Origin of the sequence: Pantoea sp. sgz302252, from assembly GCF_042610525.1 — a bacterium.
Lineage (GTDB): Bacteria > Pseudomonadota > Gammaproteobacteria > Enterobacterales > Enterobacteriaceae > Erwinia.
Window position 1 is genome coordinate 121,341 of the sequence record NZ_JBHDVM010000009.1, and the last position, 26,749, is coordinate 148,089.

General features: G+C 55.0%; 19 protein-coding genes. 14 read left to right on the forward strand and 5 right to left on the reverse strand.

What is annotated here, in order from left to right; translation table 11 throughout:
* Positions 1–141: 141 nt before the first annotated feature.
* Positions 142–735, reverse strand: a complete 594-nt coding sequence (locus ACETPC_RS16700; RefSeq protein WP_380183232.1) for a YhgN family NAAT transporter — start codon at positions 733–735, stop codon at positions 142–144.
* A gap of 242 nt (positions 736–977) precedes the next feature.
* On the opposite strand from ACETPC_RS16700, the gene asd reads away from it, so the two are divergent.
* The 6 genes from asd (at position 978) to glgP (ending at position 12,042) form a co-directional block, all read left to right on the forward strand.
* A complete protein-coding gene (asd, locus tag ACETPC_RS16705) occupies positions 978–2,087 on the forward strand; it encodes an aspartate-semialdehyde dehydrogenase (RefSeq protein WP_380183234.1) in 1,110 nt (369 codons plus the stop codon).
* 510 nt (positions 2,088–2,597) lie between these two features.
* Positions 2,598–4,784 carry a 1,4-alpha-glucan branching enzyme gene (glgB, locus tag ACETPC_RS16710; RefSeq protein WP_380183236.1) on the forward strand — a complete coding sequence of 729 codons (2,187 nt, stop codon included), beginning with the start codon at positions 2,598–2,600 and terminating at the stop codon, positions 4,782–4,784.
* Positions 4,781–6,766, forward strand: a complete 1,986-nt coding sequence (gene glgX / locus ACETPC_RS16715; RefSeq protein WP_380183238.1) for a glycogen debranching protein GlgX — start codon at positions 4,781–4,783, stop codon at positions 6,764–6,766. Before glgB ends, glgX begins: the two co-directional genes overlap by 4 nt.
* Positions 6,767–6,778: 12 nt before the next feature.
* Entirely contained in the window at positions 6,779–8,068 is a 1,290-nt protein-coding gene (gene glgC / locus ACETPC_RS16720) for a glucose-1-phosphate adenylyltransferase (RefSeq protein WP_380183240.1), read from the forward strand.
* 75 nt (positions 8,069–8,143) lie between these two features.
* The gene (gene glgA / locus ACETPC_RS16725; protein WP_380183242.1) at positions 8,144–9,577 is read left to right on the forward strand and encodes a glycogen synthase GlgA; all 1,434 of its coding nucleotides are present in this window, start codon (positions 8,144–8,146) and stop codon (positions 9,575–9,577) included.
* Positions 9,578–9,594: 17 nt separating this feature from the next.
* A complete protein-coding gene (glgP, locus tag ACETPC_RS16730; RefSeq protein WP_380183244.1) occupies positions 9,595–12,042 on the forward strand; it encodes a glycogen phosphorylase in 2,448 nt (815 codons plus the stop codon).
* A 73-nt stretch (positions 12,043–12,115) separates the two neighbouring features.
* On the opposite strand, the gene glpD is transcribed toward glgP, so the two are convergent.
* Positions 12,116–13,624: a glycerol-3-phosphate dehydrogenase gene (glpD, locus tag ACETPC_RS16735; protein ID WP_380183246.1), complete on the reverse strand. Its 1,509-nt coding sequence runs from the start codon at positions 13,622–13,624 to the stop codon at positions 12,116–12,118.
* A gap of 226 nt (positions 13,625–13,850) precedes the next feature.
* Between glpD and glpE the strand changes: the two genes are divergently transcribed.
* The 6 genes from glpE to ACETPC_RS16765 all read left to right on the forward strand — a co-directional run bounded on the left by glpE (position 13,851) and on the right by ACETPC_RS16765 (position 21,247).
* Positions 13,851–14,177 carry a thiosulfate sulfurtransferase GlpE gene (gene glpE, locus ACETPC_RS16740; RefSeq protein WP_380183248.1) on the forward strand — a complete coding sequence of 109 codons (327 nt, stop codon included), beginning with the start codon at positions 13,851–13,853 and terminating at the stop codon, positions 14,175–14,177.
* 45 nt (positions 14,178–14,222) lie between these two features.
* On the forward strand, positions 14,223–15,038 hold the full coding sequence (gene glpG / locus ACETPC_RS16745) for a rhomboid family intramembrane serine protease GlpG (RefSeq protein WP_380183250.1): 816 nt from the start codon (positions 14,223–14,225) through the stop codon (positions 15,036–15,038).
* Positions 15,039–15,057: 19 nt separating this feature from the next.
* A complete protein-coding gene (locus ACETPC_RS16750; protein WP_380183252.1) occupies positions 15,058–15,816 on the forward strand; it encodes a DeoR/GlpR family transcriptional regulator in 759 nt (252 codons plus the stop codon).
* 310 nt (positions 15,817–16,126) lie between these two features.
* Positions 16,127–18,547: a maltodextrin phosphorylase gene (gene malP, locus ACETPC_RS16755; RefSeq protein ID WP_380183254.1), complete on the forward strand. Its 2,421-nt coding sequence runs from the start codon at positions 16,127–16,129 to the stop codon at positions 18,545–18,547.
* On the forward strand, positions 18,540–20,618 hold the full coding sequence (malQ, locus tag ACETPC_RS16760) for a 4-alpha-glucanotransferase (RefSeq protein WP_380183256.1): 2,079 nt from the start codon (positions 18,540–18,542) through the stop codon (positions 20,616–20,618). The genes malP and malQ overlap by 8 nt, the downstream gene beginning before the upstream one ends.
* Positions 20,619–20,728: 110 nt before the next feature.
* Positions 20,729–21,247 (forward strand): ClbS/DfsB family four-helix bundle protein, encoded by a 519-nt coding sequence (locus ACETPC_RS16765; RefSeq protein WP_380183258.1) that lies wholly within the window; start codon positions 20,729–20,731, stop codon positions 21,245–21,247.
* A 1,156-nt stretch (positions 21,248–22,403) separates the two neighbouring features.
* On the opposite strand, the gene nfuA is transcribed toward ACETPC_RS16765, so the two are convergent.
* Together nfuA and gntX are read right to left on the reverse strand one after the other, a co-directional pair.
* Complete coding sequence (gene nfuA / locus ACETPC_RS16770) at positions 22,404–22,979, reverse strand: Fe-S biogenesis protein NfuA (RefSeq protein WP_125289892.1); 576 nt, start codon at positions 22,977–22,979, stop codon at positions 22,404–22,406.
* A gap of 60 nt (positions 22,980–23,039) precedes the next feature.
* Positions 23,040–23,720 carry a DNA utilization protein GntX gene (gntX, locus tag ACETPC_RS16775; protein ID WP_380183260.1) on the reverse strand — a complete coding sequence of 227 codons (681 nt, stop codon included), beginning with the start codon at positions 23,718–23,720 and terminating at the stop codon, positions 23,040–23,042.
* Positions 23,721–23,754: 34 nt separating this feature from the next.
* Between gntX and bioH the strand changes: the two genes are divergently transcribed.
* Positions 23,755–24,531, forward strand: a complete 777-nt coding sequence (gene bioH / locus ACETPC_RS16780; RefSeq protein ID WP_380183262.1) for a pimeloyl-ACP methyl ester esterase BioH — start codon at positions 23,755–23,757, stop codon at positions 24,529–24,531.
* 141 nt (positions 24,532–24,672) lie between these two features.
* On the forward strand, positions 24,673–24,939 hold the full coding sequence (locus tag ACETPC_RS16785; protein ID WP_380183264.1) for a DUF1471 domain-containing protein: 267 nt from the start codon (positions 24,673–24,675) through the stop codon (positions 24,937–24,939).
* A 19-nt stretch (positions 24,940–24,958) separates the two neighbouring features.
* Here ACETPC_RS16785 and ACETPC_RS16790 read toward each other — a convergent pair whose 3' ends face one another.
* A complete protein-coding gene (locus ACETPC_RS16790) occupies positions 24,959–26,671 on the reverse strand; it encodes an alpha-amylase family glycosyl hydrolase (RefSeq protein ID WP_380183266.1) in 1,713 nt (570 codons plus the stop codon).
* Between the last annotated feature and the right edge of the window lie 78 nt (positions 26,672–26,749).

Here is a 26,749-nt window from a genome sequence, read left to right on the forward strand (position 1 = left end):
CTTAATAAGGCGCATTCTCCTTATTAAGAAAGGATTATGTCTCTCTGACCGGTGAGAGAAGAAAAATTATTTAATATAAAAGGAGGAATGTATTGTTAAGGTGATAGTAGTGATACAAAAGTTGATCGTTTGTTTCATTGGTTAGGATCTAAGCCAGGCCCGGATGCCATCCAAAAACATCTGCGTTGCCAGCATAATCAGGATTAAGCCCATCAGACGCTCCAGTGCATTAACGCCTTTCTCGCCCAGTAGCCGCAGAAACAGTCCTGAAAGCAACAGTATCGTCACCGTTGCGCCCCAGGCGATTAACAGCGCGCCCGCCAGATAGCCAATGTTGTTGGGGTACTGGTGCGACAGCAGCATCAGCGTTGCCAGCAGCGAAGGGCCAGCTACCAGCGGAATCGCCAGCGGCACCAGAAAAGGTTCTTCGCCTGCGGGCAGCCCGCTGCTGTTGCTCTCGTGCGAGGGGAAAATCATTTTAATAGCGATTAAAAACAGGATGACGCCACCAGAAATCGAGACCGTTTCCGTGCGCAGATTCAGGAAGGCGAGAATTTTTTCACCGGCGAAGAGAAACAGCAGCATGATTGCCAATGCGATCAGCATTTCGCGGATCAGCACCGCCCGTCGACGTTTCGGCTCCAGATGCTTTAAAACCGACATAAAAATCGGCAAATTGCCTAGCGGATCCATAATAAGCAACAAAAGTATCGTAACCGAAATCAGCTCTGACATGGTTTTTCCCTCGTGACCGGCGGGCTGCGCGCTCCGTTATAAGCAGTTCTGCTAAAAAAACGACGCTAATCGATTTAATTCACTTGCCACTTTTCCAGCATTTTGTAAGGTGATAGCCATCTTTACTATTTATCTACTCTAACAGGTCAGGCGTTATTGTCGCAGACAGTTTGCATTCGCCAGTTCGCGCAGCCCATTAAGGGTACGCTTTGGCAGGTAAACCAGCCTGAAACAGGTGCAATATGAAATCAGTAGGCTTAATTGGGTGGCGCGGCATGGTCGGTTCCGTGCTGATGCAGCGGATGGCGGAAGAGCGCGACTTTGACGTTATTCGCCCGGTGTTTTTCTCTACTTCTCAGCACGGTCAGGCCGCGCCGCAGTTTGGCAGCCAGTCGCCGGGCCTGCTACAGGATGCGTATGATCTGGAAGCACTGAAGGCGCTGGATATCATCATTACCTGTCAGGGCGGCGACTACACCACAGAGATCTATCCAAAGCTGCGTGCGGCGGGCTGGCAGGGCTACTGGATCGATGCGGCCTCTACGCTGCGTATGCAGGATGATGCGCTGATTATTCTGGATCCGGTCAACCATCACGTTATCCGCCAGGGCCTGGATAAAGGCATCAAAACCTTCGCCGGCGGTAACTGCACCGTCAGCCTGATGCTGATGTCGCTGGGCGGCCTGTTTGCTCATGATCTGGTGGAGTGGGCTTCTGTTGCTACCTATCAGGCTGCTTCCGGCGGCGGCGCGCGCCATATGCGCGAGCTGCTGGCGCAGATGGGCATGCTGCACGATGGCGTGGCGAAAGAGCTGCAAAACCCGGCTTCCGCTATTCTGGATATTGAACGCAAAGTCACCGAGATGAGCCGCAGCGGCGTGCTGCCGACCGATAACTTTGGCGTACCTTTGGCGGGCAGCCTGATCCCCTGGATTGACAAGCAGCTGGAGAACGGCCAGAGCCGCGAAGAGTGGAAAGGGCAGGCGGAAACCAACAAAATCCTGCAGCCGAACCGTACTATTCCGGTCGATGGCCTTTGCGTCCGCGTCGGCGCGCTGCGCTGCCACAGCCAGGCCTTTACCCTGAAACTGAAAAAAGATGTGCCGCTGGCGGAAATCGAACAGCTGCTGGCCGCCCATAATGAGTGGGCGACAGTCGTGCCGAACGACCGCGAGCTGACCATGCGCGAGCTGACGCCTGCCGCAGTGACCGGCACGCTGAAAACGCCGGTAGGCCGTCTGCGCAAGCTGAACATGGGGCCGGAATACCTTTCCGCCTTTACCGTCGGCGATCAGCTGCTGTGGGGTGCCGCCGAGCCGCTGCGCCGTATGCTGCGTCTGCTGGTAGACTAATTTTTGCCGCGCCCTGGCGATAACGACAGGGCGTTATCTTTCCAGCCTTTCTTCTTAAAGACTGCTTTTTTGCATCCGTTTTTATTTCCCCTCTGTTTTTGTAACGTCACTGCCAATACGACAAAAGTATCCAAAAATTAACCTCTGCCGCAATGTAAACGCTTAACCATCCGCCCTGCCTGCCTTAATGCAAGCCCTTGCCTTGCGCACCAGCGTTTTTTGGAAGTTATTAATCTGTGAAAGTTTGATCTAAAAGCAATATTTTTCTGCATTCTGTGCTGGCTTTGGTGGTGGCCTGGCTATGCTTAGCTGTATCGCCCGATTGCAGGATGACGGAGCTGTCTGCCGCGCCCGATCGCGTTTTGAGGATCCAACTGAAGATGTCGCACGCTGCGGCGGTTCTTTCGCACCGGATGGTCGCATCCGCCAGCGTGCTTTTGGCTCAATGAAGAGCAGCACACTCCTCCATTCTGTGGTGGGTCGGCTGCCATACATCACGGGAAGACAGTCATGTCAGAGCTTACGGATCGCCGGCTAATTAATACGTTAATTTCCGGCCATTATGCTGACCCTTTTTCGCTGCTTGGCATGCATCAGACCCCAAAGGGGCTGACGGTGCGCGCGCTGTTGCCGGACGCCACCGAGGTCTGGGTGATTGAAACCAATACCGGCCGGAAATGCGCCCAGCTGGAATGCATCGACTCGCGCGGTTTTTTTGAGGGAGTGATCCCGCGTCGTAAAAATCTGTTTCGTTACCAGCTTGCTGTGACCTGGCACGGACAGCAAAACCTGATTGATGACGCCTATCGCTTTGGGCCGCTGTTAAAAGAGCTGGATAGCTGGCTGCTGGCGGAAGGCACCCATTTGCGGCCTTACGAAACCATGGGCGCGCATGCTGACGTGATTGATGGCGTGCCAGGCACCCGCTTTTCCGTTTGGGCACCCAATGCCCGTCGCGTTTCCGTAGTTGGCGACTTTAATTTCTGGGATGGCCGCCGTCATCCAATGCGGCTGCGGCAGGAAAGCGGCGTCTGGGAACTCTTTGTGCCCGGCGCGGTGCAGGGCCAGCTCTATAAATATGAAATTATTGACAAGCATGGCCAGCTGCGTCTGAAATCCGATCCTTACGCCTTTGAGGCCCAGATGCGGCCGGACAGCGCCTCGATGATTTGCGGCCTTCCGCCGAAAACGAAGATGTCGGAAAAGCGGCAGCGGGCCAACGATTTTGACGCGCCCATTTCGATCTACGAAGTGCATCTTGGCTCCTGGCGCCGCCACACGGACAACAACTACTGGTTGAGCTACAAAGATCTGGCCGAGCAGCTGGTGCCTTACGCTAAAGAGATGGGCTTTACCCATCTGGAGCTGCTGCCGATCAACGAACATCCTTTCGATGGCAGTTGGGGCTATCAGCCTACCGGCATGTATGCGCCGACGCGCCGTTTTGGCACGCGCGACGAGTTCCGCAATTTTATCGCCGTTGCGCATCAGGCCGGACTGAACGTGCTGCTGGACTGGGTTCCAGGCCACTTTCCCTCCGATGATTTCGGCCTCGCCAAATTTGACGGCACCGAACTCTACGAACATGGCGACCCGCGCGAAGGCTACCACCAGGACTGGAACACGCTGATTTACAACTTTGGCCGCCGCGAAGTCAGCAACTATTTGACGGGCAACGCGCTTTACTGGATCGAGCGGTTCGGTATCGATGGCCTGCGCGTGGATGCGGTCGCCTCAATGATCTACCGCGACTACAGCCGTAAAGAGGGCGAGTGGATTCCCAATCATTTCGGCGGCAGAGAAAACCTGGAGGCTATTGCTTTCCTGCGTTATACCAACCGCACGCTGGGCAATGCCGCGCCCGGAACCGTGACTGTCGCTGAAGAATCGACAGATTTTCCGGGCGTCTCGCGGCCTTCCGAAACCGGCGGTTTGGGTTTTTGGTACAAGTGGAATCTGGGCTGGATGCACGACACGCTCAACTACATGAAGATAGATCCGGTCTACCGCAAGCATCACCACAATAACCTGACCTTCGGCATGCTTTATAACTCCACCGAAAACTTCGTGCTGCCGCTGTCGCACGATGAGGTGGTGCACGGCAAACGCTCTATTCTGGATCGCATGCCCGGCGATGCCTGGCAGAAGTTCGCCAACCTGCGCGCCTACTACGGCTGGATGTTTGGCTTTCCCGGTAAAAAGCTGCTGTTTATGGGTAACGAATTCGCCCAAGGCAAAGAGTGGGATCACGATATCAGCCTGGACTGGCATTTGCTGGAAGGCGAGGATAACTGGCACCACGGCGTTCAGCGTCTGGTGCGCGATCTTAACCATACCTACCGCGATCATCCGCCGCTTTATCAGCTCGACTTCGATCAGATGGGCTTTGAGTGGCTGGTGGTCGATGATTTTGAAAATTCCGTTTTTGTTTTTGTTCGCCGCGATCGCGAAGGCAACGAGCTGATCGTCGCCAGTAATTTCACGCCGGTGCCGCGCCATCATTACCGTTTTGGCGTTACCGAAGCGGGGAGCTGGCAGGAAGTGCTGAACACCGACTCCGCGTATTACCACGGCAGCAACATCGGCAACCTGGGAGCGATCCGCAGCGAGGCGATCCCAAGCCATAACCGTGAACACTCAGTCAGTATGACCCTGCCACCGCTCGCCACGGTCTGGCTGGTCAGGGAGGCGTCATGAGTCATTTGCAGCCCGGTAAGCCCACGCCTTCAGGCGCAACTTACGATGGCAAAGGCGTAAATTTCACGCTGTTTTCGCAGCATGCCGAACGGGTAGAGCTTTGCCTGTTCGATGAGCGAGGCGCTGAAACGCGGCTGGATCTTCCGGCACGGACTAAAGATATCTGGCACGGTTATTTGCCTGCGCTTAAGCCGGGCCAGCTTTATGGCTATCGGGTACATGGGCCGTGGCTGCCTGAGGCAGGCCATCGCTTTAATCCGCACAAGCTGCTGATCGATCCCTGCGCGCGTGAAGTGATCGGCGAGGTGACAGACGATCCGCGTTTCCAGTGTGGCGAGAAAGAGATGGACACGGCGGACAGCGCCGCCGTCGCGCCAAAAAGCGTGGTGCTGGCGGATGACTTTGACTGGGGAGACGATGAGCCGCCGCGCGTGCCCTGGGGATCAACAGTGATCTACGAGGCGCACGTTCGCGGCCTGACTAAACGCCATCCGGGCATTCCTGCAGAGCTACAGGGTACCTACGCGGCGTTAGGGCATCCGGTGATGATTAGCTATTTCAAACGATTGGGCATTACCGCGCTGGAACTGCTGCCGGTAGCTTATTTCGCCCATGAGCCCCGTTTGCTGCGGCTGGGGCTGACCAATTATTGGGGCTACAACCCGGTAGCCACCTATGCGCTGGATTCCCGCTATGCTTCCGGCGTGGACAGCGTACATCCGCGTGAAGAGTTCCAACAGGCGGTAAAAGCGCTGCATGCGGCGGGCATCGAAGTGATTCTGGACGTGGTATTTAACCATACTGCCGAACTGGACGAATCCGGGCCAACGCTCTGTAAGCGCGGCGTGGACAATAAAAGCTTCTATTGGCTGGACGAAAAAGGCCAGTACGAAAACTGGACGGGCTGCGGTAATACGCTGAATATCAGCCATCCCAACGTCACTACCTGGACCATAGAGTGTTTGCGCTACTGGGTGGAGGTTTGCCACGTCGATGGCTTCCGTTTCGACCTGGCCACGGTGCTGGGCCGTACGCCGGAATATTACCCGCACGCTTCGTTTTTTGAAGTGTTACAGGAAGATCCGGTGCTGTCTCAATGCAAGCTGATTGCGGAGCCCTGGGACATCGGCCCGGACGGCTATCAGGTTGGCAACTTTCCGCCGCCTTTTGCTGAATGGAACGACCAGTACCGCGACACTATGCGGCGCTACTGGCTACATGGCGATGTCAGCAACGGCCAGTTCGCCAAACGTTTCGCTGGCTCCAGCGATATTTTCGCGCAGCAGGAGCGGCCGCCTTCGTCCACCATTAACCTGATTACCGCGCACGACGGCTTTACCCTGACCGATGTGGTTTGCTTCAACGACAAACATAACGAAGCGAATGGCGAAGAGAACCGCGACGGCCACAACAGTAACTTCAGCCATAACCACGGCGTGGAGGGGCTGAACGCGCCGCTATTGGTGGCGGAACATCGTCGGCGCAGCGTGCACGCGCTGCTGACTACGCTGCTGCTTTCGCAGGGCACGCCAATGCTGCTGGCCGGTGACGAGCACGGACATACCCAGCACGGCAACAATAACGCTTACTGCCAGGACAATGAGCTGACCTGGCTCGACTGGGAAAATAACAACAGCGGATTGTTCAATTTCACTGCTGCCCTGATCCACCTGCGCAAACGCATTCCCGCGCTTCAGGCCGATCGCTGGTGGCAGATTGATGACGGCAACGTGGAGTGGCTTGGGCCAGATGGCCAGCCAATGACCGCCAAAGGTTGGCGCCACGGCGAGCGCAGGATGCAAATCAGGCTGTCGCAGCACTGGCTGATAACAATTAACGCCACCGAAGAAGTGTGCGATCTCCAACTGCCACCGGGGCGCTGGCATGCTATTCCGCCCTTCGCCGGGGATGACAACCCCATTCTGTTAACCGTCTGGCATGGAGCTGCGCACGGCGTGTGCGTGTTCCAGGAGCAACCATAACGGGAGTCAGGCATGGCCACTTTAGATAAGAACGACCCTCTGATGTTGGCAAGACAATTGCCGTCGCAAACTGTAGCCCTGATCCTGGCGGGCGGACGCGGTACGCGCCTGAAAGACCTTACCGCCAAGCGCGCCAAGCCTGCCGTACATTTCGGCGGCAAGTTCCGCATTATCGATTTTGCTTTATCAAACTGCCTGAATTCCGGGATCCGGCGGATCGCGGTGATCACGCAGTATCAGTCGCATACGCTGGTACAGCATCTGCAGCGCGGCTGGTCTTTCCTTAATGAGGATATGAACGAGTTCGTCGATTTGCTGCCTGCTCAACAGCGGCAGTCCACGGAACACTGGTATCGCGGAACGGCGGATGCCGTCACGCAAAACCTCGATATTATTCGCCGCTATCAGGCGAAATATATCGTGATCCTGGCCGGCGACCATATCTACAAAATGGACTATTCGCGCATGCTGTTGGACCACGTGGAAAACGGTGCCAGATGCACCATCGCCTGCCTGCCGGTGCCGATTGAGGAAGCGAGCGCTTTTGGCGTTATGGCGGTCAACGATGAAAACAAAGTGGTCGATTTCCTGGAAAAACCGGCCGATCCGCCGTCGATGCCGGGCGACGATACCCTGGCGCTGGCGAGCATGGGCATCTATACCTTTAATGCCGACTATCTGTATCAGCTGCTGGAAGATGACCTGAAGATCCCGGAATCGAATCACGATTTTGGTAAAGACATTCTGCCGAAGATTGTGGCGAGCGGTGAAGCGCTGGCGCACTCCTTCAGTATTTCCTGTGTACAAAGCGACAACGGCGCGCCGCCGTACTGGCGTGATGTCGGCACGCTGGAAGCCTACTGGAAGGCGAATCTCGATCTGGCATCGGTCACGCCGGAACTGGATATGTACGATCGTGAATGGCCGATCCGCACCCATATGGAGCCGTTACCGCCGGCGAAATTTGTGCAGGACAGGTCAGGCAGTCATGGCATGACAATGAATTCTCTGGTATCGGGCGGCTGCATTATTTCCGGCTCGGTAGTGGTGAATTCCGTGTTGTTTTCACGCGTAAGAATCAACTCTTTCTGCAATATCGAATCCTCTGTGCTGTCGCCGGACGTGGTAGTGGGGCGCTCTTGCCGCCTGCGCCGCTGCGTTATAGATCGTGCGTGCGAGCTGCCGGAAGGAACGGTAATCGGTGAGAACCCGGATGATGACGCGCGCCGTTTTTACCGCTCGGAAGAAGGCATTGTGCTGGTAACGCGATCCATGCTGGCAAAGCTTGGCTGGCGCAGTTAACCGCATAAATCAAAACAATAAAGCACAGGTATTTGATGCGGAGGAACGCGTCAGAACAAGGTAAAGGAGCCGATAATGCAGGTTTTACATGTCTGTTCAGAAATTTTCCCGCTGCTGAAAACGGGCGGGCTTGCTGATGTTGTGGGGGCATTACCGGCGGCGCAGATTGCGGAAGGGACCGATACCCGCGTATTGATCCCTGCGTTCCCGGATTTGAAAAAGGGGATACCGGAAACGGAAGTAGTGGCTCGTCTGCATACTTTCGCAGGCTATGTCGAGCTGCATTATGGTCGGTATGATGGCGTTGGCATCTACCTGATTGACGCGCCGGGGCTTTACGATCGTCCCGGCAGCCCGTATCACGATGAATCGCAGTTTGCCTATACGGATAACTATTTGCGTTTTGCGCTGCTGGGCTGGATGGGCTGCGAAATTGCCTGTGGACTGGATACCTTCTGGCGGCCGGAAGTGGTACACGCTCACGACTGGCATGCCGGTCTGACCTGCGCCTATCTGGCCGCCAGAGGCCGTCCGGCCAAATCCGTCTTTACCGTACACAACCTGGCATACCAGGGGCTGTTTTACGCGCATCATCTTGAGCAGATCCAGCTACCCTGGTCGTTCTTTAGCGTGGAGGGCCTGGAGTTTCATGGGCAAATCTCTTACCTCAAAGCCGGGCTCTATTATGCCGATCATATTACAGCGGTAAGCCCGACCTACGCGCGCGAGATTACGCTGCCGGAATTCGGCTATGGCATGGAGGGTTTGCTGAAACAGCGGCAGCTGGAAGGGCGGCTAACCGGCATTCTCAACGGCGTGGATCCGCTGATTTGGGATCCGGAGCAGGATCTGCTGCTGACCGCGCGCTATAACCGCGATGTGCTGGACGCCAAGCAGGAAAACAAGCGCCAGCTGCAAATCGCCATGGGCCTGAAAATCGACGAAAAAGCGCCGGTCTTCGCCGTGGTCAGCCGCCTGACTAAGCAAAAAGGGCTGGATCTGGTGCTGGAAGCGCTGCCGGGCCTGCTGGAGCAGGGCGGCCAGCTGGTACTGCTGGGCGCAGGCGACGCGGTGCTACAACAGGGCTTCCTTGCGGCGGCGGCTGAATATCCGGGCCAGGTAGGCGTACAGATCGGCTATCACGAAGCTTTCTCGCACCGCATTATGGGCGGCGCCGACATCATTATGGTGCCGAGCCGCTTCGAGCCCTGTGGCCTGACCCAGCTCTATGGCCTCAAGTACGGCACGCTGCCGCTGGTACGTCGTACCGGCGGTCTGGCCGATACGGTCAACGACAGCTCGCTGGAAAACCTGGCCGACGGCATCGCCAGCGGCTTTGTGTTTGAAGACAGCAACGCCTGGTCGCTGCTAAGAGCGATCCGTCGCGCCTTTGTGCTCTGGTCTCGCCCTTCGCTGTGGCGCTACGTACAGCGCCAGGCGATGGCGATGGATTTTAGCTGGCAGGTGGCCGCCGTGGCCTACCGCGATCTCTATCAACGCTTGCTGTAAAAACCAGGAAAACTGATATGAACGCACCTTTCATCTATACCGCCCCAACGCTCAGCGTCGAGGCACTGAAGCACTCTATCGCTTACAAACTGATGTTCACTATTGGCAAGGATCCTTCCGTCGCCAATAAGCATGAATGGCTGAACGCGACGCTGCTGGCGGTGCGGGATCGGATGGTGGAACGCTGGCTGCGCTTTAACCGGGCGCAGCTGTCGCAGGATGTGCGTCAGGTCTATTACCTGTCGATGGAATTTCTGGTCGGGCGCACGCTTTCCAACGCGTTACTGGCGATGGGCATCTATGAGGATGCTCGCGCCGCGCTGGAAGAGATGGGTTTCGATCTGGAAGATTTGATCGGCGAAGAGAACGATCCGGGTCTGGGCAACGGCGGTCTGGGCCGTCTGGCCGCCTGTTTCCTGGATTCTCTGGCTACGCTGGGCCTGCCTGGCCGCGGCTACGGCATCCGCTATGACTACGGTATGTTCAAGCAAAATATCGTTGACGGCCGCCAGGCGGAATCGCCGGATTACTGGCTGGAATATGGCAACCCGTGGGAGTTCCAGCGTTTTAACACGCGCTACAAAGTGCGCTTTGGTGGACGTATCCAGGTTGAGGGCAACCGCTCGCGCTGGCTGGAAACGGAAGAAGTGCTGGCCACGGCCTACGACCAAATCATTCCGGGCTTTGATACCGACGCCACCAACACGCTGCGCCTGTGGGGTGCGCAGGCGAGCAATGAGATCAACCTGGGGAAATTTAATCAGGGTGATTACTTTGCGGCGGTAGAGGATAAAAACCACTCGGAAAACGTTTCACGAGTGCTTTATCCGGATGACTCAACCTATTCCGGCCGTGAACTGCGCTTGCGTCAGGAGTATTTCCTGGTGTCGGCAACGGTGCAGGATATTCTTAATCGCCACTGGGTGATGCATCAGACCTTCGACAATCTGGCGGATAAGATCGCTATTCACCTTAACGATACCCATCCGGTGCTGGCGATCCCCGAGCTAATGCGGCTGCTGATTGACGAGCACAAATTCGGCTGGGACGACGCTTTTGAAGTCACCTGCCAGGTCTTTTCCTATACCAACCATACGCTGATGCAGGAAGCGCTGGAAACCTGGCCGGTAGATATGATCGGCAAGATCCTGCCGCGCCATCTGCAAATTATTTTCGATATCAACGACTACTTCCTGAAAACCATTCAGGATTATTATCCCGACGACTGGGATCTGCAGTCGCGCATCTCAATCATTGATGAAAACAATGGCCGCCAGGTAAGAATGGCCTGGCTGGCGGTAGTGGTCAGCCACAAGGTCAACGGCGTATCCGAGCTGCACTCCAACCTGATGGTGCAGTCGCTGTTTGCCGACTTCGCCAGACTGTTTCCGGGCCGCTTCTGTAATAAAACCAACGGTGTAACGCCGCGCCGCTGGGTGGCGCTGGCTAATCCTTCGCTTTCTGAGGTGTTGGACGATACCATTGGCCGCAACTGGCGCACCGATTTAAGCCAGCTCGACGAGCTGAAGCAGCATATCGACTATCCGGGCTTCCTGAAAAAAATCAGCGATTCCAAGCTGATCAATAAAAAGAGGCTGGCAGAACATATCGCGCAGAAAATGGATATCGTTATCGATCCTCATGCGCTGTTCGATGTGCAGATCAAACGTATTCACGAATACAAACGCCAGCTGCTGAACGTGCTGCATGTGATCACTCGCTATAACCGGATCAAAGCCGATCCTGATGCCGACTGGGTGCCTCGTGTTAATATTTTTGCCGGTAAGGCCGCCTCGGCTTATTACATGGCGAAGCATATTATTCATCTGATCAACGATGTAGCGCAGGTGATCAATAACGATCCGCAGGTGAAAAACAAACTGAAGGTCGTCTTTATTCCTAACTACAGCGTAAGCCTGGCGCAGGTCATTATCCCGGCTGCCGATCTCTCTGAGCAGATTTCTCTGGCGGGTACGGAAGCCTCAGGCACCAGTAACATGAAGTTTGCCCTGAACGGCGCGTTGACGATTGGCACGCTGGATGGCGCCAACGTCGAGATGCTGGAACACGTAGGTGAGGAAAATATCTTTATCTTCGGCAATACCACGCCGCAGGTCGAGGAGCTGCGTGCTAAAGGCTATAACGCGCACAAATACTACGAGCAGGACGCCGAGCTGCACCAGGCATTAACGCAGATCGCCACCGGCACGTTCAGCCCGCAGGAACCTGGCCGCTACCGCAATATTTTTGATTCACTGGTGAACCTGGGCGACCACTATCAGCTGCTGGCGGACTATCGTAGCTATGTGGACACGCAAGATAAGGTAGACGAACTGTACCGCCATCCGGAAGAATGGACGCGCAAAACGCTGCTTAATATTGCCAATATGGGCTACTTCTCATCGGACAGAACGATTCAGGAGTATGCCGACGAAATTTGGGGCATTAAGCCAATTCGGCTTTGAGGCGCGCCATCGGCTGCGGAGCAAAAACAAAAAGGGCGGAAATCCGCCCTTTTTTACATCAGTCGCTTAGCTATCAGGAAGCCAGCGACAGCGCCGGTTTCTTCGCATGCTGTGCCAGCCATTCGCCGACGCGCGCGCGCTGCTGTTCGTTTAAGAACATGCCGGTTTTAGTGCGGCGCCACAGCGCATCGTCCTGCTCGCGTACCCATTCATGCTCTACCAGATAGCGCAGCTCCGCTTCATAGAAGTGGTGGCCAAACAGTTCGCCCAAATCCTCCAGGCTTTTCGCTGGCTTCAGGAACAGCTCGGTATTGCTGCCGTAGGTACGAGCATAATGGCGGGCCATCGCCTCCGTGATAAACGGATAGCGGCGGCGCAGGCTGGCGGCGTAATCTTCGCGTGTTCCGGCGATGTCGCCGCCTGGCAGCACGCAGTTACGCGTCCAGGCCGGGCCAATTTTCGGATAGTACTTCGACAGTTTCTCCATCGCATGCTCAGCCAGCTTGCGGTAGGTGGTCAGCTTGCCGCCGAAAACCGACAGCAGCGGTGCTTTGCCGTTGTCGTCACGTACGTCCAGCGTATAGTCGCGGGTAATGGCCTGCGGCGAATCCGATTCGTCATCGCACAGCGGGCGCACGCCGGAGTAAGACCAGACGATATCTTCCTTGCTGATGTTCTTTTTGAAGTGGCTGTTAAACACTTTCAGCAGATACTCAGTCTCTTTCTCATCGATATGCACGTTTTTCGGATCGCCTTTGTACTCGACGTCTGTGGTGCCGATGATCGAGAACTCGTCCATCCACGGAATAACAAATACAATACGATTATCTTCGTTCTGCAGGATATAAGCCTGCTTCTGCGTATGTACGCGCGGCACCACGATATGGCTGCCTTTAATCAGGCGAATGCCGTAAGGCGATTTGAGCTGCAGGCCATCGTCAAACAGCTGCTTAACCCACGGGCCAGCCGCGTTGACCAGCCCTTTTGCCTGCCACGTATAAGTTTTGCCGGTGTCGATATCTTCTGCTTCTACCGTCCACAGGTTGTTTTCACGCCAGGCGCGGGTCACGCGGGTACGGGTGCGCACTTCGCCGCCGCGTTTTTCTACTTCCTGCGCGTTGAGTACCACCAGGCGCGCATCGTCTACCCAGCAGTCGGAATATTCGAAACCGCGCGTGATTTCCGGCTTCAGTACCGAGTCTGATTCAAAACGCAACCCTTTGCTGCCCGGCAGGCTGGTGCGTTTGCCCAGGTGGTCGTACATAAACAGGCCAACACGGATCATCCATGCCGGACGCAGATGCGGACGGTGCGGCAGGCGGAAACGCATGGGGAAAGCGATATGCGGCGCCATTTTGAGCAGCACTTCGCGTTCGGCCAGCGCTTCGCTGACCAGGCGGAATTCGTAGTGCTCCAGGTAGCGAAGGCCACCATGGATCAGTTTCGAGCTGGCGGAAGAGGTTGCGCAGGCCAAATCTTGCGCTTCCAGCATCAGCACAGACAGGCCGCGTCCTGCAGCATCAGCTGCAATGCCAGCGCCGTTGATACCGCCGCCGATTACGATCAAGTCTTTGGTTTCCACGTCATCTCCTCCGATGTTCGGAATAGTTCTTAAATGTTCGTTTTCGAGCATTATAATAATCGTAAAGCGACATTGATGCCAGCGTTAACCGCACAAAAACATCTATGCGTGATGGAGGTAACAGAATTGTTCACGAAAAAGCCGTATAGCCCTGCGCTTTATTGGGTTATTGTCAGCTTTGTTCACGATACAATAGCGTCCGCTTGTTATTTTCAGAGAATGAATCATGGAACAATTTGAGTGCATCAACGTGCAGCAGGCCCAGGCTAAACTGGCGGAAGGCAAAGCGCTGTTAGTGGATATCCGCGATCCGCAAAGCTATGCCATCGCTCACGCCAGCGGCGCTTTTCACCTGAGCAACGCTACGCTGGGGGACTTCCTGCAACAAAACGATCTCTCTGTGCCGGTACTGGTAATGTGCTATCACGGCAACAGCAGCAAAAGCGCAGCGCAATATCTGCTGAGCCAGGGTTTTGCTGAGGCCTATAGCGTGGATGGCGGTTTCGATGCCTGGCGCGCCGCTTTCCCGCAGCAGGTGGATTCCGCCAGCTGATTATTTTCAGGAAACCATTTTTTCTTTACAGGGATTTCAAAGGCGATGACGCGTATTACCGAATTTGCCAACCTCCGCGTGGCGCAGGCTTTTGTGGACTATATGGCGACCCGCGGCGTTCAGCTGCGCATTGAGCATGAAAGTTTATATACGCTGTGGCTGGACGATGATTCCCGGCTGGCGCTGGTCGAAAGCGAACTGAATCAGTTTATCCGCAACCCTAATCATCCACGCTATCAGGCGGCAAGCTGGCAATCCGGTACCACCACCAGCGGCATTAGCTACGGTAAATTTTCGCTGATGGCCGCTATTCGCGAGCGGGCCGGGCCGCTGACGCTGGTGATGATGGCGGCCTGCATTATCACTTATGTCCTGATGCAGACTGTCGGTACCTATAAGGTGCTAAGCTGGTTCTCCTGGCCAAATGCCGGGCAGCACTTCCAGCTTTGGCGCTGGTTTAGCCATATCCTGCCTAACTTCTCCCTGATATCTCTGCTTTTTAATCTGCTCTGGTGGTGGTATTTGGGCGGCGCCGTTGAAAAACGGCTGGGCAGCGGTAAGCTTTTTGTCATTATGCTTATTTCCGCGCTGCTCAGCGGCTGGATACAGGCAAAGTTCAGCGGCGTGATGTTTGGCGGCCTTTCCGGCGTGACCTATGCGCTGATGGGCTACGTCTGGCTGAGAGGAGAACGGGATCCCGCCAGCGGCATTTATCTTGAACGCGGCCTGATTGGTTTCTTACTGCTGATGCTGGTGCTTGGCTTTACTGGTTGGTTCGGTTCGCCGGTTGCCAACGCTTCCCATATTGTCGGCCTGTTGCTTGGTCTGGCGATGGCCTTTGTGGATACCAAAAAAAAATAACGGGCAACAGGAGAGCTTTGTGAAGCAAACGCAACGTCACGACGCCATTATCGATCTGGTTCGTCGTCAGGGCTATGTCAGTACCGAGGAGCTGGTGGATCACTTTACCGTCAGCCCGCAAACCATCCGCCGCGATCTGAACGAGCTGGCGGAGCAGAATAAGATCCAGCGCCATCACGGCGGCGCGGCACTGCCTTCCAGTTCGGAAAACACCGCCTGGCAGGATCGTAAAATGATGTGGTCGGCAGAAAAAGCCCGCATAGCCCAGCGCGTCGCCAGCCAGATCCCGGATGGCGCTTCGCTGTTTATCGATATTGGCACTACGCCGGAAGCGGTAGCGCATGCGTTGTTGAACCACAACAATCTGCGCGTCGTTACCAATAACCTGAACGTGGCGATGCTGCTGATGAGCAAGCCCGATTTCAGCCTGATTGTAGCGGGCGGCGAGGTACGTACTCGCGACGGCGGCATTATGGGCGAAGCGACGCTGGACTATATCTCACAGTTCCGTCTGGACTACGGCATCCTGGGCATCAGCGGCATTGATATGGACGGCTCGCTGCTGGATTTCGACTATCACGAGGTGCGCACCAAGCGGGCGATTATTGAGAATTCGCGCTGCGTCATGTTGGTGGCGGATCACTCAAAATTTGGCCGTAACGCGATGGTCAACCTGGGCAATATGAGCCTGATCGACTATCTCTTTACCGATGAAGTGCCGCCGCCCGGCGTGCTGAAAACTATTGAGCAGCACGAAGTGCATCTGGAGCTGTGCTGAGTTTTAGCTGGCCCGTTTCAGAAGCCATCGACTAAAAAATCGATGGCTTCTTTGATTGTAAGGTGGCAAACAGGTTAATAGCTGCTTTACGCGTCTGATGGTTTTTTACGTATTAACGCTGCTGGCGCAAAAATCTTTCTGACGACCCATCCAGGTACAGGGGTAATCAGGAGCAATCCTTTTGTCCTCTAAAAAAATCTCCGCTACTTTTTTCACTTTAACCGCCGAAGAACTGAGCATTTTTTTCCGTTCCGGTCTTAACTGTATGTGTCCCGCCTTGGTTCCTCTTACTCTTTTAAAAGGAAGCGGTATGTCGCAGCAGAAATTCAACCAGGCGCGTTTCGCGGCGGCTTTACTCCGCCAGCGGCAGCGCGCAGGACTCTCGTTAACCGATGAAATGACTGTCCGCCAATGGTGGCAGGCGTTGAGCGGCGCGCTGGCGGAAATGCTGGCCGCCGCCGCGCCCGCTAAACCGGCAAAGCAGCAGCGCCACGTAAACTATATCTCGATGGAGTTCTTAATCGGCAGGCTGACCGGCAATACGCTGCTCAACCTGGGATGGTACGACGAAGCAAAAGCCGCGCTGGCCGAATATGGCTGCGATCTGAGCGAGCTGCTGGAGGAAGAAATCGATCCGGCGCTGGGCAATGGCGGATTGGGTCGGCTGGCCGCCTGCTTTCTCGACTCGATGGCAACGGTCGGGCAATCGGCTATCGGCTATGGGCTGAACTATCAGTACGGTTTATTTCGCCAGTCTTTTGACGATGGCCGCCAGATAGAGGCGCCGGACGACTGGCACCGTGAAAGCTATCCCTGGTTTCGCCACAACAGCGCGCTGGATGTCGATGTCGGCTTCGGCGGTAAAGTCAGTAAAAACGATCGGGGTGGCTTCGTATGGCAACCGGCTTTCCGGATACGCGGCGAAGCCTGGGATCTGCCGGTGGTTGGCTATCGCAACGGTGTTACCCAACCGTTGCGGCTTTGGCAAGCCAGTCATAAGCACCCTTTCGATCTGACGCTGTTTAATGAAGGTAAATTTCTTCAGGCAGAACAGCAGGGCATTGCGGCGGCAAAGCTGACCAAAGTGCTCTATCCCAACGACAACCATCAGGAAGGCAAGCGTCTGCGCCTGATGCAGCAATATTTTCAGTGCGCCTGCTCGGTGGCGGATATTCTGCGCCGCCATCATCAAGCCGGACGCCAGCTTGCCGAACTGCCCGACTACGAAGTGATCCAGCTCAACGATACCCATCCCACTATCGCTATCCCGGAAATGCTGCGCGTGCTGCTGGATGAGCATCAGCTCGCGTGGGAAGAGGCCTGGGCTATCACCAGCAAAACCTTTGCCTATACCAACCATACGCTGATGCCGGAGGCGCTGGAGCGCTGGGACTTAAAGCTGGTGCGATCGCTATTGCCGCGCCACGTCATGATTATCAAAGAGATCGACAGACGTTTTAAAAAACTGGTGGATAAACGCTGGCCGGGCGAAGCAGCAGTATGGGAAAAGCTGGCGGTGATCCACGATAATCAGCTGCGCATGGCTAACCTCTGTGTGGTCAGCGGCTTTGCGGTCAACGGCGTGGCGGCGCTGCATTCCGCGCTGGTGGTTAAAGATCTTTTCCCCGAGTATCACCAGCTCTGGCCAGAAAAATTTCATAACGTAACCAACGGCATTACGCCGCGCCGCTGGCTAAAACAGTGCAATCCGCCGCTGGCGAAGCTGATTGACGAAAGCCTGCAAACAGAATGGGTTAATAATCTGGATGCGTTAAAAGGGCTGGAAGCCTTTGCCGATGACGCCGCTTTCCGTCAGCGCTACCGGCAGATCAAACAGGATAACAAAGTCAGGCTGGCAGACTACATCCAGCGCCTGACCGGCATTGTGGTTAATCCCGAGGCGATATTTGATGTGCAAATCAAACGGCTGCATGAATACAAGCGCCAGCACCTCGGGTTACTGCATATTCTTTCCTGTTACAAACAACTGCGCGAAAACCCAAAGATGGCGTTTGTACCGCGCGTGTTCCTGTTCGGCGCCAAGGCTGCACCGGGCTATTACCTGGCGAAAAACATTATCCATGCCATCAATAAAGTGGCGGAAAAAATCAATAACGATCCGCTTATCGGCGACAGATTAAAAGTCGTTTTTATCCCGGACTATCGCGTTACCGCGGCGGAAATAATGATCCCGGCGGCTGATATCTCCGAGCAAATTTCCACGGCCGGTTATGAAGCTTCCGGCACCGGCAATATGAAGCTTGCGCTGAACGGCGCGTTGACGGTCGGCACGCTGGATGGCGCGAATGTAGAGATAGCGGAGCAGGTAGGTGAAGAGAATATCTTTATCTTCGGCCATACCGTTGACGAGGTAAAAGCACTCAGAAAAAGCGGCTATGCGCCACTGAAGCTGCGTAAAAAAGACAAGCACCTTAACGCGATTCTGAAAGAGCTGGAAAACGGCTTTTTCAGTAACGGCGACAAACAGGCGTTCGAACCGCTGCTCGACAGCCTTGGCAAAGGCGGTGACTACTGGCTGGCGCTGGCCGACTTCGCCAGCTATTGCGAAGCGCAAAAGCGCGCCGAACAGCTCTATCTCGACCGGGAGACCTGGACAAAAATGACCATCCTGAATACCGCACGCTGCGGCATGTTCAGCTCTGACCGCTCTATTCGTGACTATCAGCAGCGTATCTGGCAGACCAGACCTACAGGGAGCAGCAATGGATAAAAAGAAGTTTGAGCAGGCGGCAGCGGCGGCGGGCATTGCTGCCAAATACACTAATGCCAGAGGCGAACACGAGGAAATTTCTCCCGCTATTCGTCAGCGCCTGCTGGCGGCGATGTCCACAAAGAAAGTTAAGCCAGGCCCGATTCCGCCATGCAGGGTTTTTCTGCGAAAACGCACCATGCAGCTGGATGTGGGCGGCAAAGGTCAATATCAGTGGCGCCTGATAACGGAAAAAGGCCGTGAATATCAGGGCGAGGTCAGCGCCGAAGAGGCTATCACGCTGCCGTCCTCGCTGGCGTATGGCTATCACAGCCTGCTGCTAAGCCAGGGCAAAAAAAGTTGGGATTGCCGGATTATCATAGCGCCGAAACGCTGCTACGAACCCAAACAGCTGCGCGAGGGCAAAAAGCTGTGGGGCGCCTGCGTACAGCTTTATACAGTTCGATCTGAACATAACTGGGGCATCGGCGATTTCGGCGATCTCAAGCGCATGCTGGCGGAACTCGCCGATCGTGGCGGCGCCTTTATCGGGCTGAATCCCATCCACTCTCTCTATCCCGCCAGCCCGGTCAACGCCAGCCCCTATAGTCCTTCTTCGCGGCGCTGGCTCAACGTGCTCTATATTGACGTCAACGCGGTGCCGGATTTCCAGGAAAGCAAAGCGGGGCAGCGCTGGCTGCGCGGCGCGACTGTCCAGCGCAGGCTGAAACAGGCCAGGGAAGCGGAATGGGTCGACTACGGCGTGGTAGGCGAACTGAAAATAGTGGCGCTGCGCCATGCCTGGCATAGCTTCAGCCAGCGTAACGAAGAAGACGCGAGTAGGGCGCACTTTGCCGACTTTGTCGAAAAGGGCGGCGAAAGCCTTTACTGGCAGGCGGCTTTCGATGCGCTGCACGGCGCCATGCTGAAAGAAAACGAAGATTACTGGGGCTGGCCGGTTTGGCCGGAAAATCTGCGTGAGGCGCACAGCGAAGCGGTGCGGCAGTTCTGCACGAATAATGCAGACGAGGTGCGCTTCTGGCTCTGGATGCAGTGGCTGGCCAATCGTCAGTTTGACGAATGCTGGCAGGTGAGCCAGCAGCGCGCTATGCCGATAGGTCTTTATCGCGATTTGGCGGTCGGCGTCGCGGAAGGCGGTGCGGAAACCTGGTGCGATCGCGAACTTTATTGTATGGATGTGTCGGTAGGCGCGCCGCCGGATGTGCTGGGCCCGCTGGGGCAAAACTGGGGGCTGCCGCCGATGGATCCGCATGTGATGACCGCCAGAGGCTATCAGCCATTTATCGATCTACTGCGGGCTAATATGATGAGCTGTGGCGCGTTGCGTATCGATCATGTGATGTCACTGCTGCGCCTGTGGTGGATCCCCTATGGCGAAACCGCCAATTTTGGCGCCTACGTCTATTATCCGGTAGAAGATCTGATGGCGATCCTGGCGCTGGAAAGCCAGCGCAACCAGTGCATGGTGATCGGAGAAGATCTGGGCACGGTGCCGGTAGAAATTATCGCTAAGCTGAGAACCAGCGGCATCTACTCCTGGAAAGTGCTCTACTTTGAGCAAGAAAGCCAGGATCGCTATCGCGCGCCGGAAAAATGGGCGCGCCAGGCGATGGCAAGCGCTACCACACACGATCTGCCGACGTTACGGGGTTTCTGGAACGCGGTCGATTTGGAAATGGGCGAAGTGCTGGGCCTTTATCCTGACAAAGCCGTCTTGCGCAGCCTCTATCAGGATCGGGCACGGCAAAAACAAGCGCTGCTGGAGGCGCTGCACCGCTACGGCAGCCTGCCGAAAAGCAGCGGAAAAAAGGCCAGTCTGGTTAAGATGTCGCCACAGTTGAACCGGGGCATGCATCGCTTTCTCGCCGACAGCAGCTGCGCGCTACTGGGGCTACAACCGGAAGATCTGCTGGATATGGATAAGCCGGTCAACGTGCCGGGCACCACGGATCAGTATCCTAACTGGCGGCGCAAGCTAAGCAAAACGCTGGAGGAGATGTTCGCCGACAAGCAGGTCAATTTACTGCTGAAAGAAGTGGATCGACGGCGCAAAGCGGAGAAAAAGGAGTAAGGCGCAGAGGAAAAAAGCGCTACAGTCAAAAGCCTTGCGGATAAGCTTTATCATCCAGCTTATCCGCAGTGGCCAAAAGAAAGGACTTCAACAGCCTGGAGGGCAATTTGATGAGCGTGCCGCAAACTAAAGCCGAGCTGCTTAATGCCATAGATAAAAAATTCGTCAGGTTAATTCATTATTTAGATGCCGTTCCGCCAGAGCAAACCACCGGAAAAACACTGGCGGGCCATGCCAGCGGCACGGTCATGAGCGTGCACGATCTGGCGGCATATTTAACCGGCTGGAACGAGCTGGTAATAAAATGGATAACGCATCGCGAAAAAGGCGAGCAGGTTGATTTTCCCGAGACTGGCTATAAATGGAATCAGCTCGGGCTACTGGCGCAGAAGTTCTATCAGGATTATGAACCCCTGGATTATCTGGCGCTTATTGAGCGGCTGGTGGCAAAGAAAAACGAGATTGTCGCGCTGATTGAAGAACGTTCTGAGCAAACGCTTTATGGCGAAGCCTGGTATGACAAATGGACGATGGGCAGAATGATTTCGCTAAATACCTCTTCGCCCTATGCTAACGCCTGCACCAGATTGAGAAAGTGGGCGAAAGAGCAGGGTATAGCGTTGAAATAGCAGGTTCCACTCATAAAAAAACCGGCCTGGTGAGCCGGTTTTTTTATTCCCCTGAGCGGTTGGTAGCCGCCTTGGGGGAGCGTGCTGCTTATATCTATTAGCTACAAAAGATTTTAGCATCCTCAGTAAGGGCGTCAATACCCTTATTTACATTAAAGGTATTGTAGCGAACGAAGAAAAAACCTACAGTGATCTGGCTAAAAGATAGACAGGGCAGACTCCTGTAAGTGACTGAATCTTAGCCGCTTCAGATTTTTCCCGGCCGGAAACAGGTGGTGCTGTCCGGTTTGCCTTCACCCAAGGGAGTGCTGCTTATATCTGTTAGCTTGATACGTATTGGGAGGGAAACCCAAAGGCATAACCAGTATGTGCGGCGCTCCTGTTAAGGAGAGCGCGCAGGTGGTAACTCTGGCAATTATCTTTATGGTGTTGAAGATAATTCACACCGTATTGCAGATTATCGTTGCATCCAGGCAACTAACCGATCGCCCGTAAAGGAAGACGGAACCTGAATCAAGGCGGGGCTAACCACCCTGCCTTTTTTCGTCAGAAATCGGGCTAAATACAAACAACGAAAACCGCAGGCTTAGCCCTGATGGGCAAAAGACTGCGGCTAAAAGCAGCCCATAAAAAAACCGGCCTGGTAAGCCGGTTTTTTTGTTTCCTGAGCGGTTGGTAGCCGCTTTCGGAAATGTGCTGCCTGTATCTGTAAGCTGTACAAAATTTTACCATCTATCCAGGAGGCGTCAAGCCGAATTAGATTGCCTGGCGCTTGCAGTGAGGCATATACTTTTTTTGCCTTACGGATCTCAGGGTGGCCTCTTGCAAGCGACAGAGACTACGTCGCCTCAAGTTTTCCCGGCCGGAAACAGGTGGTGCTGTCCGGTTTGCCTCCGCCCAAAAGAGCGCTGCCTGTATCTGTAAGCAAGATGCGCACAGGGAGGGAAACCCAAAGGCATAACCGGTGTGCGGCGCTCCTGTTAAGGAGAGCGCGCAGGTGATAACTCTGACAGCTGTCCTTGTGGTGCTGGAGATAATCTATACCACATTGCAGATTATCGTTGCCGTCAGGCAACTGACCGATCGCCCGTAAAGGAAGACGGAACCTGAATCAAGGCGGGGCTAACCACCCTGCCTTTTTTCATAGTAAAGAGGTTTAGTAGAATGAATGCTCGCCGCGCTGGTGCTCGGTCAAATCACGCACGCCTTTCAGCTCGGGGAAAGTCGCCAGCAGCTCTTTCTCGATACCTTCTTTCAGGGTGACATCGACCATAGAGCAACCGTTACAGCCGCCGCCGAACTGCAGGATGGCGAAGCCATCGTCCGTGATCTCCATCAGCGATACCTTGCCGCCGTGGCTGGCCAGCTGCGGGTTAATAGTAGCCTGCAGCTGGTACTCTACGCGCTCAATCAGCGGCGCATCGTCGCTGACCTTACGCATTTTGGCGTTTGGCGCTTTCAGCGTCAGCTGGGAACCCAGATTGTCGGTGACGAAATCAATTTCGGCATCTTCCAGATAGGGTGCGCTCAGTTCATCAACGTAGGCGGAAAGCTTCTCGAACTTCAGCTCGGTGTCGGTGGCTTCTACCGCATCGGGCGGGCAATAGGAGACGCCGCATTCCGCACCGGGCGTGCCCGGGTTGATAACGAATACGCGAATCTGGGTGCCCTCTTCTTGTTTTGACAGCAGTTTTGCGAAGTGCTCTTGCGCAGAATCAGTAATTCGGATCATGGCGATTGCTCAATAGTTGACTAAATTAGTTGGTTATATAATACGCTCATCGCCGACGCTCTACAAGGTGCGGCAAAGGCACAGAACCTGCACGCTGGCCGCGCCTGCGGCCAGCAGAATCCGGCTAATCTCTTCTACGGTGCTGCCGGTGGTCACGACATCGTCCAGTAAAGCGATATGCCGTCCCTTGACTGCCATTTCAACCCTGAACGCGCCGCGCAGATTGCGGCGGCGGGCGCGAGCCGTTAAAAAGTGCTGAATTTTCGTGCGCTTTCTTCGGCTTAATCCGCCTTTTATAAAAGGAACGTTCATCCAGCGCGCCAGATAAACGGCCATTTCATCCAGCTGATTGTAGCCGCGCCGCCAGGCGCGACTGTAGTGCAGCGGTACGCAAAGCAGCAGATCGGGACGCTTAACTCTGCCTTCGCGGCGGGCCGTTAACCAGGTTAGCAAAATCAGGCGCGCCAGCATCGCCGATAGTGCTGTTCGCTGAAAAAACTTTAGCCGCCTGACCAGATCTTTTAGCGGTGGCTGCCAGGCGGCAACAAAAACCAGCCTGTGCCACGAAGGCGGACGGCGCTGGCAGCGGCCGCACTCTGCGTTCGGATAAAAGGTGGCCAGACCGCAACGCGGGCAACAGCAGGGCGGCCGCAGAGCACGGAGGCAGAAACTGCAAATACCGTGATGGGCAAGCACCAGTGGCATCTGGCATAGCCAACAGGCGGCGGGCATTGTTAGCATAGCGTCCTCCATGACAAAAACAGGATAGTAATAGATGGCTCAGCTTTACTGGCAGACAATCGGCACGGGAGATCGCGATCTTGTGATGCTGCACGGATGGGGACTGAATGCGGGCGTATGGCAAAACATTATTGCGCGACTCAGCCCGCATTTTCGCCTGCATCTGGTGGACTTGCCCGGCTATGGCCGCAGTGAAGGTTTTCCGGCAATGGGCGTGGAAGAGATGGTGGCGAACCTGTTGCCTTTCGCACCTGCCCGCGCGATTTGGCTTGGCTGGTCGTTAGGTGGCCTGGTCGCCAGTTCGCTTGCCTTACAGCATCCTGAGCGCGTCAGCGGCCTGGTCAGCGTCGCCTCTTCGCCCTGTTTTACCGCTCAGGACGAATGGCCCGGCATCAAACCTGAAACCCTGACCCAGTTTCAACAGCAGCTCAGCGAAGATTTTCAGCGCACCGTGGAGCGCTTTCTGGCACTGCAAACTTTAGGCACGGAAACAGCCAGACAGGATGCGCGCCAGTTAAAAAGCGTAGTGCTGTCGCTACCCGCGCCGGAAGTTAGCGTGTTGCAAGGAGGGCTGGAAATCCTGCGCACCGTCGATTTGCGTGAGCCAATGCAGGCGCTACAGGTGCCGCTGCTACGAATTTATGGCGCACTGGATGGTTTGGTGCCGCGTAAAATCGCGCCGCTGCTGGACGCGCGCTGGCCCGAAAGCAAGGCCGTTATTATCGATAAGGCCGCGCACGCGCCCTTTATTTCCCATCCCGAAGACTTCTGTGAGCAACTGCTTGATTTTGGCGTGAAATTGCCGCTTTAAATTTGCGCGCAGCGCTGGCGAATTGCCGGTTTCAGACAATAATTATCAGAGGCTGCTGGCCGTTTTACCTCTGAGCGGGCGGGCCGCCCGGCATTCTCATCCGGCAGCCAAAGACAATAACATTACTCGGGAGTGTCTCTGATGAAACTGAAAACCCTGGCAATTGCCTCTCTGGCGCTGGCGCTACCTTTTTCCGCCCTGGCGGCAAAAGAGGTAACCAGAGAAGAAGTTAAAACCATGAAGCTGGAAAAAATCGGCACGGTACATACCACGGCGGAAACCACTTCGCCAATGGATGCGAAAAAAGTGCTGTCAAAACGGGCTGACGAAAAAGGCGGCAGATACTATCTGATTATTGCCGGTCGTGAGCACGGCAAATTCAGCGCTACCGCAGACGTTTACAAGTAAAACGGGACCACGCTGAAGTTTACGATGCTGGCGCGGGTTTCTCGCCAGCATTCTTCAGCCAGAGAAAATGCCACGGTGGCAACGTTAGTGGATGATTGCTGTCGAAGATGCTGTTACCTGTGATATTGCGATAGAGCCGGTTATCTGGCAACGTCCAGCTAACTTCTTTTCCGCTCAGGTTAAAAATACAGAGGATCTCTTCGTTTGCATTTGCCGCGCGACGGCGCAGAATAAACAGTGAGTTATCGCTTTCCAGCACTTCCGCCGGATTATCAGGATGGAAAGCGGGCTGACGCTTTCTTAGCTGAATTAGCTGGCTGAGCCCATGATAAACCTTATGCCGCAAGGAGCGCGTATCGCTGAGCGCGGTTTCGATATTGCTGATAACATACTTCTCGCGATTAATAGCTCGATTTTGGCCTGCTGCTTTTACCCCTTCCATATCATTACGCGATCCTAAAATACTCTGGATATAGATGGCCGGCACGCCGGGAAAGGCGAGCAGCACCGCATGGGCCAGCATAAAACGCTGTAGCCGTACCTCGTCGCTGTCGCTTTTTTTATTCAGCGCATCCATAAAGGTCACGTTAATTTCATAAGGGCTGCTGGTGCCGTCGGGATTATTTTTATAAGAGACCAGCGCGCCTTCGTCCGCCAGATCTTTGACCAGCGACCCTATTTCAGCTTCCGGCAGAATGCCGCGTAGCGGATTCAGGCCGATACCGTCGTGTGAAGCGAGAAAGTTAAACCAGGTGGTCGCGCCGTTTCCTGGCTCCAGCGAGGCTGCCCATTTTTTCAACACCCGAGAAGAACCGCAATGAATAGCATGCAGCAGTAGGGGCGGCAGCGAAAACTGGTAGATCATCTGTGCTTCGTCGCGACCATTGCCGAAATAGCTGATGTTGTCTTTATGCGGCACGTTGGTTTCAGTCAGGAGCACCGTGCCGGGTGCAACTGTATCGACGATAGCGCGAAATAGCTTCACCAACTGGTGGGTTTTCTCCAGATGGATGCAGGAAGTGCCGGGCGTTTTCCACATATAGCCCACGGCATCCAGCCTCAGGTAATCTGCGCCTTTCGCCAGATAATCCAGCAGTACGCCAACCATGCTCAGCAGCACTTGCGGATTAGCGAAATTTAAATCGATTTGATCGGCGCTAAAGGTAGTCCAGATCAAGCGCTTCTCGCCGTTTGCCAGCGTAAAAGGCGTCAGCAGCGGCGAGGTTCTGGGCCGCGTTACCGCGCTAAGATCCACGGTGGGCGGCATACTGATAAAAAAGTTATCCCAGCCGGGATCCTGTGCCAAATAATGTTTAAACCAGGCGCTGTGGGCGGAAATATGGTTACAGACAAAATCGAACATTAGCCGCGTATGCTGGTGCAGTGCGGCCACATCCGACCATTCGCCGCAGATAGCGTTGACCCGGTGATAGTCAATAACCGAAAAACCGTCGTCGGAAGAGTAGGGAAAAAAAGGTAACAGATGCACCAGGGTAAAAAAATTAAGGTGCTGTTGGTAAAAGCGGGAAAAAGTATCCAGCGTGGGCGCTTCGCTCTCGTAAAACTGATCGGCATAGGTAATCAGCACGACATCTTTCTCATCCCAGTGCGCCTTCCGCTGGTAGCTAAGCTGGTTTCGTGTTTGCCTGATGGCCTCTGTCAACCTGTTAAGGTAGTCGGCAGGAAAAGCGCCCTCATAGATCTTATCGATTAAATTATTGATAATTTCCATTTTTATACAGTGAGCCACCGCATTGGTTTACAGCCACATTAATCTTCACTGTAGACCCTGGAAGCGAAATCGCAACTT

Excerpts from the sequence above, each read along its gene's own strand:
- ACETPC_RS16700 (WP_380183232.1), bottom strand. The coding sequence starts at position 735 with ATGTCAGAGCTGATTTCGGTTACGATACTTTTGTTGCTTATTATGGAT.
- asd (WP_380183234.1), top strand. The coding sequence starts at position 978 with ATGAAATCAGTAGGCTTAATTGGGTGGCGCGGCATGGTCGGTTCCGTG.
- glgB (WP_380183236.1), top strand. The coding sequence starts at position 2,598 with ATGTCAGAGCTTACGGATCGCCGGCTAATTAATACGTTAATTTCCGGC.
- glgX (WP_380183238.1), top strand. The coding sequence starts at position 4,781 with ATGAGTCATTTGCAGCCCGGTAAGCCCACGCCTTCAGGCGCAACTTAC.
- glgC (WP_380183240.1), top strand. The coding sequence starts at position 6,779 with ATGGCCACTTTAGATAAGAACGACCCTCTGATGTTGGCAAGACAATTG.
- glgA (WP_380183242.1), top strand. The coding sequence starts at position 8,144 with ATGCAGGTTTTACATGTCTGTTCAGAAATTTTCCCGCTGCTGAAAACG.
- glgP (WP_380183244.1), top strand. The coding sequence starts at position 9,595 with ATGAACGCACCTTTCATCTATACCGCCCCAACGCTCAGCGTCGAGGCA.
- glpE (WP_380183248.1), top strand. The coding sequence starts at position 13,851 with ATGGAACAATTTGAGTGCATCAACGTGCAGCAGGCCCAGGCTAAACTG.
- glpG (WP_380183250.1), top strand. The coding sequence starts at position 14,223 with ATGACGCGTATTACCGAATTTGCCAACCTCCGCGTGGCGCAGGCTTTT.
- malP (WP_380183254.1), top strand. The coding sequence starts at position 16,127 with ATGTCGCAGCAGAAATTCAACCAGGCGCGTTTCGCGGCGGCTTTACTC.
- malQ (WP_380183256.1), top strand. The coding sequence starts at position 18,540 with ATGGATAAAAAGAAGTTTGAGCAGGCGGCAGCGGCGGCGGGCATTGCT.
- ACETPC_RS16765 (WP_380183258.1), top strand. The coding sequence starts at position 20,729 with ATGAGCGTGCCGCAAACTAAAGCCGAGCTGCTTAATGCCATAGATAAA.
- nfuA (WP_125289892.1), bottom strand. The coding sequence starts at position 22,979 with ATGATCCGAATTACTGATTCTGCGCAAGAGCACTTCGCAAAACTGCTG.
- gntX (WP_380183260.1), bottom strand. The coding sequence starts at position 23,720 with ATGCTAACAATGCCCGCCGCCTGTTGGCTATGCCAGATGCCACTGGTG.
- bioH (WP_380183262.1), top strand. The coding sequence starts at position 23,755 with ATGGCTCAGCTTTACTGGCAGACAATCGGCACGGGAGATCGCGATCTT.
- ACETPC_RS16785 (WP_380183264.1), top strand. The coding sequence starts at position 24,673 with ATGAAACTGAAAACCCTGGCAATTGCCTCTCTGGCGCTGGCGCTACCT.
- ACETPC_RS16790 (WP_380183266.1), bottom strand. The coding sequence starts at position 26,671 with ATGGAAATTATCAATAATTTAATCGATAAGATCTATGAGGGCGCTTTT.